An 11,172-nucleotide genomic window follows, 5' to 3' on the forward strand; every position below is an offset into this window, starting at 1 on the left:
GGGTCGGCCTGCGGCCGGGCGAGGGCATACCGGGTCGGGAGCGGCGCGGCTCAGGAGCGCGCCGCCTCCTGCTCCCGCATCTCGTCGATGGCGCGCTGGGTGCCCCAGAACTTGACCAGGACCCGACGGCTCGGGGGTGGCCCCAGGTAGGCCGCCGCCACGTAGAGCAGCAGCGCGAAGGCCGCCGCCGGCGCGACCGGCATCATGCCGAAGGCCAGGGCCGGCACGACGTTCGACGCCACCAGGTAGTAGCCCATCCCGCCGAGCAGCGAGGCCATCGCGCCCAGGGCGTTGCCGCGCTTCCAGTAGAGCCCCAGGACCAGCGGCACGAACAGCCCGGCCTCCAGGCCGCCGATGGCGAAGTTGATGAGGTACTGCAGGAAGTCCGGCGGGCGCAGCGCGGCGACCAGGACGACCAGCCCGATCCCGAGCGAGACCAGGGTGCCGGCCCGGTACTGCTGGTGGTCGGGCATGTCCGGCTTGATGAACCCGACGTAGAGGTCGCGCACGATGGCGCCGGAGACCACCAGGATCATCGAGTCCACGGTCGACATCACCGCCGCGAGCGGCGCGGCCAGCACGGCCCCGGCCACCACCCCGGGCAGCTGGTCCACGATCAGCGTGGGCAGCACCAGGTCGGCCAGCTCCGCGTCCGGGTAGAGCACCCGCCCGAAGACGCCCATCGCGCCGAAGCCGAGAGTGAAGACCGCCATGATGGCCGGGCCCACGATGAGCGCCGTGTGCAGCGCCTTGCTGTCGCGGTAGGACATGGCGCGGACCGAGACGTGCGGCAGCGCGGCCAGCAGCAGGCCGAACATCAGCGCGTAGGAGAGCATCATCGGCAGGTCGAAGCCGCTGGCCCCGGGCAGCACCACCAGCTGTCCGTCCAGGGATCGGGTCTCCTCCTCGACGGCGGTGAAGCCGCCCACCGTGCTCAGCACGACGACCCAGAGGGCGATCCCGCCGAGGAACATGATGATGCCCTGCGCGGCGTCGGTGAACGCGGCCGCGAGGAAGCCGCCGAAGCTGGTGTAGAGGGCGACCATTCCGGCGAAGACGACCACCAGCGCCCAGTAGGGGATGCCGGTGATCGACTGCAGCACCCGGGCTCCGCCGACGAACTGGGCGACCATGTAGGCGACCAGGAAGACCACCATGCCGATGGCGGTGAACAGGGTCACCGCGCGCGACTCGTACCGTTCCCTGAAGAAGTCGGTGAAGGTGAGCAGGTTGAGCTTGCGGGCCACGATCGCGTACTTCTTGCCGAGCAGGCCGAGGGCCAGCACCGCTGAGGGCACCTGCATGAGTCCGCCCCAGACCCAGCCGTACCCCTGCGAGTAGGTGAGGCCCGCGGTGCCGATGAAGGTGCCGGCGGAGGCCGCGGAAGCGAGCACCGTGAAGATGAGCACCCACGGACCGAGGCTGCGCCCGCCGAGGTAGTAGCTGCCGGTCTGGTCGGTCGCGCCGCTGGAGCGGGTGTAGGCGTAGTAGGCGATCGGCGCCATCGCCCCCAGCAGCAGGATGATGGGTGCGGCGACGTCCCACCTCATGAGCGCTCCCCCGTCCGCTCGGGCTCGGGCTCGAGGTCCAGGTCGGTGAACAAGAACCGGACCATGAAGAAGGGGACGACGCAGAAGACGGCCACGGTCACGATCCCGGTCCAGAAGAACCACTCGGGGAAGCCCATGATGTAGGTGGTCTCCGCCGGGTCACGGTCTCCCGCGATCCCCCACGCGATGACCACCATCACGGTGGTGAACGCCGCCCAGTAGGCCACGCACCACCACGCCTCGCGCAGCGAGACGGCATACCGGGGATCGTGCTCGAAGTCCTCCGCGGGGGAGGTGCGTGCTGCTCTGGTCTGCATCGGTTCTCCTCGGTCCTTCGGGTGGGTCCGGGTCAGGTATGGGCGCCGCGGGCGGCGACCGACCACGTCCGTGGCGGGTGGCCGCGCTGGACGACCCTCAGGTGGTCGACCAGGTTCACGGCGACACAGACGTGGTTGGGGACGACCCGCAGCAGCGCACCCAGGGGCGGCCGGTGGAGGCCCTCTGGCAGGTCCACGACGGCGTGGTGCTCGCTGAGCTGGACGATCCGGGCCTCGGGGTGGTCCAGCAGACGCCCGTACCCGGTGGCATAGCCGGCCCGGTCGCCACCCAGCACCTTGCTCCCGGTGTCGAGCACCACCCGGCCCGGGCGGGAGCTGACCACCCGGCCGTAGGCGGTCAGCGCCACGTCCTCACGGGCGCACCGTCCGAGCTCCCACTGCTGGGCGTCGTTGACGACGTAGACCCCCGGCCGGGCCTCGGTCAGCACGCCGGCACCCATCTCGGCGGCCGAGGGGGTGGACCCGCCGGAGATGACCTCCGGCAGCACACCCACCGCCCTCAGTGACTCCGCGGCCACCCGCAGCGCCTCCTCCTCCTGGGCGGCGACCCCCGCGGCCGCGTCGGGGGCGTAGGAGTGGCCCGGGAAGGAGAAGACGCCGCGGACGCTGAGCCCGCCGGCGCGAGCGGCGGCGGCGACGGCGCCCGCCTCCCCCGGCCGGCACCCGGTCCGGTGGTGGCCCGAGTCGACCTCCACCATCAGCTCGACGCGGGGGTCGAGGAGCCCGGTCAGCCGCTCGGCAGCCTCCACCGAGTCCACCCCGATCGCGATCCGGGCCGTCCCGGCCAGCTGCCGCAGCCGCTGCGCCCGGCCCTCGTCCACCCAGAGCGGGTAGGCGATGAAGAGGTCGGCATACCCGGAGTCCGCGAAGACCTCGGCCTCGCCCACGGTCGCCAGGGTGAGTCCGCGCGCCCCGGCCGCCACCTGCAGCGCGGCGATCTCCAGCACCTTGTGCGTCTTGACGTGCGGACGGACCGCGAGGCCCGCACCGGCCAGGTGCCGGTGCAGACGGGTGATGTTGGCGGACAGGACGTCGTGGTCCACCACCAGGTACGGGGTGGGCAGATGGTCGAGGGCGAGGTCCGGTCCCGCCACCTGGGTATGCGTGTCCACCACCGCTCTCACCTGTCCCCCGGGGTGAGACGGCGCCCGGCGCGCCTGCCCTGCCACGCCCCGTCCAGCGCCACCAGCGTGCCGCCCTGGTAGACGCGGTGGATCCCGGTCGGCGGCACGGTCGGGTCCTCGTAGGTCGCGCCGTCCGCGACCGTCCGTGGGTCCAGGCAGACGACGTCGGCGACGAGACCGGGGCGCAACGTGCCGCGCTCCGGGATCGCGAAGATCTCGGCGGGCAGCGACGTCATCCGGCGCACCGCCTCCTCGAGGAGCACGGTGCCGTCACGGACGTACCGGCCGAGCACCCGGGGGAAGGTGCCGAAGGTGCGCGGGTGGGGCCGGCCACCGGTGCCGGGCGGCAGACCGTCGGAGCCGATCGCGGTCCGCGGGTGGGCCAGCACCGTCCGCACGTCGGCCTCGTCCATCATGTGCATCACCATGGTCGCGGACAGATCCTCCTCCACCAGCAGCTGCGCGGCGGCGCGCAGCGGGGTGGTGCCCGCCTCCCGGGCCAGCTGGGCGATGCTGCTGCCGACGTGCCGGTCGCTGGCGGTGCTGGAGACGACGACGTTCTCCCAGCCGGCGGAGAGCGCGAAGTTCTCGAAGCGCGACCCCGGACGGGCCAGGTCGCGCTCGGCCCGGTCGAGGGCCTCCGGGGAGCGGAGCCGGGACAGGACGGCCTCGGAGCCGCCGTCGTGGAACCACGGCGGCAGGATCGCGGTCAGCATGGTGGACCCGGCGGCGTACGGGTAGGCGTCCTGGGTGACCAGCCTGCCCGACTCCCACGCGGCGTCCAGCTCGTCGAGGACGTCCCCCATCCGGCCCCACTGGGCCCGGTCCGCGACCTTGAGGTGGGAGATGTGCAGACGGCGCCCGTTCCGGGTGGTGTCCAGCGCCTCCCGGACCGAGTCCCGCAGGTGCAGGCTCTCGTTGCGCATGTGCGTGGCATACACCCGGTCCGGGCCGAGAGCATCGGTGAGCACCTGCAGCTCCTCGGCGAGCGAGAACACCCCCGGCGGGTAGATGAGCCCGCTGGACAGCCCGAACGCACCGGCCTCCAGGGCGTCCTGGAGCAGCGCGGTCATCACCGTGGACTCGTCCGGGGTGGGCGCCCGGTCGAGGCTGCCGAAGGCGGCGATCCGCAGGACGTTGTGGCCGACCAGCGGCGCGTAGTTGGTCACGTAGCCGCCGGCGTCGGCGTGGGCGAGGAGCTCGCCGAAAGAGGTCCAGGCGAACTCCATCGGCGGGAAGATGCGGCCCATCAGGGTGGCCAGGTCAGCAGCTCCGGCCGGGTCGACCGGTGCCAGGCTGAAGCCGCAGTTGCCGACGACCTCGGTGGTGACGCCCTGCAGGATCTTGGAGGTGTCGTCCTGGGTGAGGAAGGGCACGTTGTCGGCGTGCGAGTGGGTGTCGATGAACCCGGGGCAGACGACCAGGCCGGTGACGTCCACCACCTCGGCGTCCTGCGGCGGGGACTCGCGCGGGGCCGGCAGCGCCTCGACCCTGCCCCCCCGGAGCACGACGCTGCGCGCCTCGCCGGGGCGGCCGGTCCCGTCGACGACGGTCCCACCGGTCAGCCAGGTCTGCTGGTGAGTGCTCATCGGGTCTCCTGCGTCGTGGTGGCGATCCGGGGTCCGTGGCCGGTGAGAGGCTCGGGCACCTGGCCGGGGACCGGGACCGGGGCTCCCCTGCCCGTGCGTTCGGTGATCAGCCGGTACTGGTCGGGACGGCGGTGCGCCTCGAAGTCGAAGATCTCGGCGCGGTAGGCAGCCGCCAGGTCCAGGTCGGCGACAGTCTGGACGACCTCGTCGCCGGTGCCGGTCGCGCGGGCCACCACCTCACCCGCCGGCGACACCAGGGCGGAGCCGCCGATCATCTCGGCGCCGTCCTCCACCCCGGCCTTGGCCGCGGCCACCACCCAGAGCGAGTTCTGGTATGCCCCCGCCTGCAGCGAGAGCAGGTGCGCCGACATCATGTGGTGCGGCTCCGGCTGCCACCCCGGCAGCCCGAGCGGGGAGTTGTACCCGAGGACGACGACCTCCGCCCCCTGCAGGGCCAGCACCCGGTACACCTCGGCCCACCGGCGGTCGTTGCACAGGCACATCCCGATGCGGACGCCGTCGACGTCGAAGACCCCCAGACCCAGGTCCCCCACCTCGAAGTAGTGCTTCTCCAGGTGCTGCGGAGCCTGCTCGTCGCCGACCGGCCGGGCGTGGCCCGGCAGGTGGATCTTCCGGTACCTGCCGACGATCCGACCGGTGGAGTCCACCAGGATCGAGGTGTTGTAGCGGTGGCCGTCACCCGTCAGCTCGGCGTAGCCGAGGTAGAAGCCGACGCCCAGCTCGCGTGCCCGGTCGAAGAGCGGCTGCACCGACGGACCGGGCATCTCGGTCTCGAACCAGCGGTCGGTCGAGGCGAGATCCTGTGCCCAGTACCGCGGGAAGAACGTCGTGAGGGTGAGCTCGGGGAAGACCACCAGACGGGTGGATCGGGCCGCCGCCTCCTCCAGCAGGAGGATCAGGCGCCGCACGACCTCCTCGCGCGTCTCCCCGGGCTGGATGCCGCCCACCTGGGCGGCCGCGACCGACAACTGACGCCGCACGCCTGACCTCCCAAGTCCCTCGTCCGCTGACCACAAACGTTTGCGACGACCCTAGCAAGGGATGCCGCCGCGTCAAGAGCAGTGGTGGGTTTATCCACAGATGCGTGTCGCTCTCCGTGTTTTTCGAACACATGTACTACTATGGGGGTATCGAGGAGCCCAGGGGGGTGAAGTGCGATGGCGACGCAGCCGATCGAGGAAGAGCCGGGCAAGCCCGGAGGTCACGGGCCTGGTGCTGGGGTGGGTCAGGACCATGGCGACCTGGCAACGCTTCTGGAGCGGGTGGGCAGCCTGCAGTCGGGGGTGCAGGGGATGGGCGCGAATGAGTGCCTGGAGGTGTTGGAGGCGTTGCACCGGTTGTCGGGGGTGGTGGACGCGGTGCGGGTGGACGTGGTCGCGCAGCTGGCGGCGCGCACGGGTGAGGACCTGCTGGCCCGGGCCGGGGTGAGTGAGCCGGGGGAGCTGTCGGCGACGGGCAGGGAGCGGTGGCGGGGCAGGTGCAAGTCGTTGGCGGCGACCGAGGTCGCGACGTTGACGGGGATGGGCCGGTGGCAGGCCCGCCAGCTCGTCGCGGTCGCCCTCGCACCGAAAGCCGTATCCGGCCCGGTACGAGAAGGTCTGGTCGCGGGGGTCGTCACCTGGGGGCAGGTGGAGCACTTCTGGCGCCGCGCCGGGGGTCTGCCGCACGAGCACGCTGCGGACGTGGCGACGGCCTTGTTCGCGACCGGGGCCACGGCGGACAAGGTCGCCGTCGAACGGCTGCGCCCCGGTGGCGCGGTGTCAGCGGAGGCGTGGCCGGCGAAGGTCTACGTCGAAGCCCTGGAGCGGGAGGTCACCCGCGCCCAGGGGCGCGACCCGGTCGCGGACGCCGCACGCCGCGATGAGGTGCACCGGGCCAGGTGCGCGTACGGGGTCATCGATGACGACGGCACCGGCCAGGTCATCATCACCGGCGACGCGGCCTCCACCGCGGCCTGCGTGGACAGATTGCATGTCCTGGCCCGTCGGGCACGCCTCGCCGGGGACGCGCGGACCGAGACCCAGCTGCGCTCCGACATCGGCCGCGCCCTGCTCCTGCACGGCACCCTGCCCCTGCCCGACCTCGCCCACGCAAGCCCTCCGGGTGGTGAGCACGGCGGTGACCAGGGCTGCGATCAGGAGCTGGGCGTGGGCGCTGACCTGGCCGGGCTGGTGACCCCCGAGGACATCGCGTCCCTGGCCCAGATCATCTCCGGCACCCCCACCTACGACCTGCAAGTCGTGATCCCCTGGGACGCCACCACCAACACCGCCGCCCTAGCTGTGCCGGCGGCCAGCGCGGATGCCCCACCCGGCCCTGGGGGCCCCTCAGCCCCGGGCGGGGAGATCGTGTCGGGAGTGGGGCGGTTGGTGGGCAGGTTCCCGAGGTTCTTCACCACCGGCCAGATGAGACGAATGGTCGCGGCGCCGGGCACCACGTTGCACCGGGTGCTCACCGACCCCGCCGACGGACGCTGCCTGGAACGAAGCATCGCCCGGTACACCCCTGATGCGGCGATGCGCACCCAGGTGATGGCCGCGGACCTGCTCTCCCGCGCCCCCGGCCAGACCCTGCCCGTCAGGGACGGCCAGCTCGACCACGTCCACGAATACCTCCTCGGCGGGGCGACGTCCGAGATGAACCTGCAAGGCCTGGACACCGTGTTCCACGCCCTGAAGACCCAGAAGTTCTGGCACGCCCAGATCGATACCACCCGGCACGTGACCTGGACCTCCTTCTTCGACCGCACCTACCGCACCCGAGCCCACGACTACACCCAATACCTCACCACAGGCACCATCAGCCCACCAGATGCAGGCGCTGATGACACGCACGCCGAGTCTCGAACCTCCGGGACCGCTGCCCTGGACTCAGGGACACCAGACCACGTGGGCCCACCGACACTCGGTCACACTCCCGGGCGCCTTCTCAGCACTGACGCCCGACGACACCTCGCCTCCCTGCTCGTCTACGCCGCCCTCGCCGCCCGCCAACGCGGTGCACCCCTGCAAGCACGCGACGACGACCCCGACAGCGACACCGACCTCATCGGCCCCATCACCGACACCCACCGCGCCATCCAGCTACGCCACACCCGCACCCGCGACCACCGCCGCACCACCGGACCCCACCCCGACACCCCCACCCCCGAACACCTCATCCAGCACACCCCCGAGACCATCCTGGCAGCCGAACACTGGACCGACCCCTTCACCGGCCGCAACACCACCAGCACCGGCAACAGCACCCCGAGCGACGACACCACCGCAGACGACACCCACCACGCCTGGCGCGACGAACCCCCACCCTTCTGACGCTCAGCGCAGGAAGAGCGACCGCAGCCGGACGGTCGTGAGGACCAGCCCCAGCGCCGTCATCCCCAGGAAGTAGAGGCTGTGCACCCAGGTCATGGCGTCGAAGTACCCCACGGACAGCTGCCGCATCAGCTCGACGCCGTGCCACAAGGGCATCGCCATGATCATCCACTGGATCCAGTCCGGGTAGACCTCGATCGGGTACAGGGTCGCCGAGAAGAGGAACATCGGCAGCAGCACGAAGTTGATGAGGTCCATCTGCTGGAACGTCGTCAGGAAGCTCGTGACCCCCATCCCGAACGAGGCGAACCCCAGGGCGATCAGAACCGCTGCCGGCACCATGAGCAGCGCCCACCACGACGTCACCAGACCCAGGGCCGCGATCACGCCGAGGAAGCCCAGGGCATACAGGAAGCCTCGGAAGAGAGCCATCAGGATCTCCCCCACCGCCACGTCCAGCGGGCCCAGCGAGGTCTGCAGCATCGCCTGGTACAGCTTGGCGAAGCGCAGCTTGAAGAAGACGTTCCAGGTGGAGTCGTAGATGGCCCCGTTCATCGCCGAGGTCGCCAGCAGCGCCGGGGCGATGTAGGCCGCGTACGCGACCGGCTCACCTCCGGGACCTGTCACCTCCCCCACCAACGAGCCCATGCCGATCCCCATCGCCAGCAGGTAGAGCACCGGCTCGAAGAAGCCCGAGACCAGCACCATCCAGTTCTGGTTGAGCACCACCTTGAAGCCGCGCTCCATCACCGCACCGACGTTGCCGGAGGCCAACGAGGCCAGCACGGGTGCCCGGCGGCGCCGGGTCACGGCACTCACGACGTCAACCTGCGGGTGTAGGAACGGACGGCCCAGCGGACCCCCAGCAGCGTGCACGCCAGCAGGAACACCAGGTGCACGATGACCATGAGCACACCGACCTCGGCACCGTAGGAGGCCAGGCGCGCCAGCTGGGTCCCGTGCCAGATCGGCGAGATCCACCCGATCCAGTGGAGGTAGACGGGCATCGCGGACAGCGGGAAGAAGGTGCCGGCGAAGAGGAACATCGGCATCACCACGAAGCGCTGGATGAGCGCGAACTGGAAGCCCTCGTCCTTGAGCGTCGAGGCATACGCCTGCAGCGGCGCGGCGAAGGCCGTCGCGGTCAGCACCCCGATCGGCACCACCAGCCAGGACCAGCCCGAGGGTGCCGCGCCGAACGCCAGCATGATCAACCAGAAGATCGCCGCCTGCACCGCGAACCGGATCATCACCGCGACCAGGTGACCCACCGCGATCTGCCCGGGGCTCACCGGCGAGGCCGCAGGACCGTGGTAGAGCCGGTGCCACTTGAACCCGGCCATCACCGGGTAGGTCATCTCCGCCGACGCCGACATCACCACGGTGGAGACGAGCAGCGCGGGAGCGACGAAGACCAGGTAGTCGACGCCGTCCACCGGTCCGCTGCCGCTGTCCACCAGCTCGCCCAGCCCCACCCCGAGCGCCACCATGTAGAGCAGCGGCTGCCCCACCGAGTACAGCAGGATCGGCCAGAAGTAGGCGCGCATCGCCCGCAGCACGGTCTCGGTGTAGAACCACGCCCCGGACCGCGCGGCCCGGGCCCCCATCTCGGTATGCGCCGGCGCCCGCCCCGAGTACGCCAGCCGGGTGCTGTCCACGTCAGTCAACGAGCGACCGCCCCGTGAGCCGGAGGAAGACGTCCTCCAGGGAGCTGCGGCGCACCAGCGAGGTCACCGGGTGCAGGCCCCGGGCGGAGACCTCCTCCAGGGCGGCCTCCCCGTCGTGGGCATACACGAGGATGCGATCGGGCAGCACCTCGTTGCGCTCCCCCACACCCTCCAGCTGCTGCACCACGGTCGCGTTGCGCGCCGACCCGAAGCGCAGCTCGAGGACCTCACGGGTGGAGTGCTCCCGGATCAGCGAGGACGGGGAGCCGTGCGCCATGATCCGGCCCTTGTCGATGACGATGAGCCGGTCGCACAGCTGCTCGGCCTCGTCCATGAAGTGGGTCGTCACGACCAGCGTGGTACCGGCCTCCTTGAGCCGGAACAGCCGGTCCCACAGGACGTGCCGGGCCTGCGGGTCCAGCCCGGTGGTCGGCTCGTCGAGCAGCAGCACCCGCGGCTCGTTCACCAGCCCGCGGGCGATGGTCAGCCGCCGCTTCATCCCCCCGGAGAGGTTGCCCACCTTCTCCTTGGCCTTCGACTCGAGCTGGGCGAACTCGAGCAGCTCGTCGGCCTTGCGCGCCAGGAACTCCCGGGACAGACCGAAGTACCTGCCGTACATGACGATGTTCTCCCGGACCCGCAGCTCCTCGTCCAGGTTGTCCTGCTGCGGGATCACCCCGAGGTGGGCGCGCACCTGCGGCCCCTGCTGGGCGGGGTCCATCCCCAGCACGTCCAGGTGGCCGGAGCTCCGGTCCAGGGTTCCGCCGATCATCCGCATCGTGGTGGACTTGCCGGCCCCGTTGGGACCCAGCAGGCCGAAACTCTCCCCCGCCTCCACCTCGAAGTCGATGCCGTCGACGGCGGTGAAGTCTCCGTAGGTCTTGCGCAGCTCGCGGGCTGTGATCACTGCAGGCACAAACGCACACTGTACGACGCCGCGCCGACATTCCCTCAGGCCCGGGCGGTATGCACCGTCACCAGCTGTCCGCGCCCGGGACCGACCTCCACCCACGGGTCCGTGACCGAGACCACCGCGGCCGACGCGGTCGGGAACCCGCTGGCCAGGTTCGAGGCCACCTCGTGCGGCACGGTGGCCGCCTCGGCGAGGTCCCAGGCCGTCGTCGACATCACCGGCTCGTGACCGACGACCCACAGCACGCCGGTCGACTCCGGCACCTCCCGCACCGCCTCCAGCACCCCGTCCGTGCCGCCCTCGTAGATGCGGCGCGTGGGCCATACCTCGACCTGATCCCCCTCGGCCGCGCCCTCCAGCAGCGACTCCAGCGTCTGCCGCGTCCTGGTCGCCGTCGACACCAGGACCAGGTCGGGCAGGAGCTCGTTCCGGGCCAGCCAGGCCCCCAGGGCGGCGGCGTCCCGGCGCCCGCGCCCGGCGAGGGCCCGTTCGTGGTCGCCCCTCGGGTCGGCGTCGACCGCCTTCGCGTGCCGGATCAGCACCAGGGTGCCCATGGGTCCACCTTCCTGTGTCGTCGCGTCGGGTCCCAGCCTGACAGACGCAGGAGGGGGAGGGAGGGGGAGAACGTATCGCCAGCCCCCACCGACACCCACCCC

The 11,172-nt window shown here is 71.3% G+C and carries 10 protein-coding genes; 1 reads left to right on the forward strand and 9 read right to left on the reverse strand.

Annotated elements, in window-relative coordinates; translation table 11 throughout:
• Positions 1–50: 50 nt before the first annotated feature.
• Genes panF through ACI3EY_RS16365 form a run of 5 tightly spaced genes read right to left on the reverse strand, consistent with a single transcriptional unit; the run spans position 51 to position 5,602 of the window.
• Positions 51–1,550, reverse strand: a complete 1,500-nt coding sequence (gene panF / locus ACI3EY_RS16345; protein ID WP_405041123.1) for a sodium/pantothenate symporter — start codon at positions 1,548–1,550, stop codon at positions 51–53.
• Positions 1,547–1,867 (reverse strand): YhdT family protein, encoded by a 321-nt coding sequence (locus tag ACI3EY_RS16350; protein ID WP_405035975.1) that lies wholly within the window; start codon positions 1,865–1,867, stop codon positions 1,547–1,549. Before ACI3EY_RS16350 ends, panF begins: the two co-directional genes overlap by 4 nt.
• Before the next feature lie 32 nt (positions 1,868–1,899).
• Positions 1,900–3,003, reverse strand: a complete 1,104-nt coding sequence (locus ACI3EY_RS16355; protein WP_405035974.1) for an alanine racemase — start codon at positions 3,001–3,003, stop codon at positions 1,900–1,902.
• 5 nt (positions 3,004–3,008) lie between these two features.
• Positions 3,009–4,601 carry an N-acyl-D-amino-acid deacylase family protein gene (locus ACI3EY_RS16360; protein ID WP_405041124.1) on the reverse strand — a complete coding sequence of 531 codons (1,593 nt, stop codon included), beginning with the start codon at positions 4,599–4,601 and terminating at the stop codon, positions 3,009–3,011.
• Complete coding sequence (locus ACI3EY_RS16365; RefSeq protein WP_405041125.1) at positions 4,598–5,602, reverse strand: N-carbamoyl-D-amino-acid hydrolase; 1,005 nt, start codon at positions 5,600–5,602, stop codon at positions 4,598–4,600. Before ACI3EY_RS16365 ends, ACI3EY_RS16360 begins: the two co-directional genes overlap by 4 nt.
• 177 nt (positions 5,603–5,779) lie before the next feature.
• On the opposite strand from ACI3EY_RS16365, the gene ACI3EY_RS16370 reads away from it, so the two are divergent.
• The gene (locus ACI3EY_RS16370) at positions 5,780–7,936 is read left to right on the forward strand and encodes a hypothetical protein (RefSeq protein WP_405041126.1); all 2,157 of its coding nucleotides are present in this window, start codon (positions 5,780–5,782) and stop codon (positions 7,934–7,936) included.
• A 3-nt stretch (positions 7,937–7,939) separates the two neighbouring features.
• Here the strand turns inward: ACI3EY_RS16370 and ACI3EY_RS16375 are convergent, their stop codons facing one another.
• From ACI3EY_RS16375 to ACI3EY_RS16390, 4 genes are read right to left on the reverse strand one after another with little or no spacing between them, the layout of a single operon-like run.
• Positions 7,940–8,755 (reverse strand): ABC transporter permease, encoded by an 816-nt coding sequence (locus tag ACI3EY_RS16375; protein WP_405041127.1) that lies wholly within the window; start codon positions 8,753–8,755, stop codon positions 7,940–7,942.
• Positions 8,752–9,594, reverse strand: coding sequence for an ABC transporter permease (locus ACI3EY_RS16380; RefSeq protein WP_405041131.1), 843 nt, complete (start codon positions 9,592–9,594; stop codon positions 8,752–8,754). Before ACI3EY_RS16380 ends, ACI3EY_RS16375 begins: the two co-directional genes overlap by 4 nt.
• Before the next feature lies 1 nt (position 9,595).
• The gene (locus ACI3EY_RS16385) at positions 9,596–10,519 is read right to left on the reverse strand and encodes an ABC transporter ATP-binding protein (protein WP_405041128.1); all 924 of its coding nucleotides are present in this window, start codon (positions 10,517–10,519) and stop codon (positions 9,596–9,598) included.
• Positions 10,520–10,554: 35 nt separating this feature from the next.
• On the reverse strand, positions 10,555–11,070 hold the full coding sequence (locus ACI3EY_RS16390) for a SixA phosphatase family protein (protein ID WP_405041129.1): 516 nt from the start codon (positions 11,068–11,070) through the stop codon (positions 10,555–10,557).
• Positions 11,071–11,172 lie beyond the last annotated feature (102 nt).

This window comes from Serinicoccus shuyuelongi, from assembly GCF_045032955.1.
In the GTDB taxonomy this organism is placed as follows: Bacteria; Actinomycetota; Actinomycetes; order Actinomycetales; family Dermatophilaceae; genus Ornithinicoccus.

What these genes read in the sequence shown, in the direction of transcription:
- panF (WP_405041123.1), bottom strand. Translation starts at nt 1,550, where the DNA reads ATGAGGTGGGACGTCGCCGCACCCATCATCCTGCTGCTGGGGGCGATG.
- ACI3EY_RS16350 (WP_405035975.1), bottom strand. Translation starts at nt 1,867, where the DNA reads ATGCAGACCAGAGCAGCACGCACCTCCCCCGCGGAGGACTTCGAGCAC.
- ACI3EY_RS16360 (WP_405041124.1), bottom strand. Translation starts at nt 4,601, where the DNA reads ATGAGCACTCACCAGCAGACCTGGCTGACCGGTGGGACCGTCGTCGAC.
- ACI3EY_RS16370 (WP_405041126.1), top strand. Translation starts at nt 5,780, where the DNA reads ATGGCGACGCAGCCGATCGAGGAAGAGCCGGGCAAGCCCGGAGGTCAC.
- ACI3EY_RS16390 (WP_405041129.1), bottom strand. Translation starts at nt 11,070, where the DNA reads ATGGGCACCCTGGTGCTGATCCGGCACGCGAAGGCGGTCGACGCCGAC.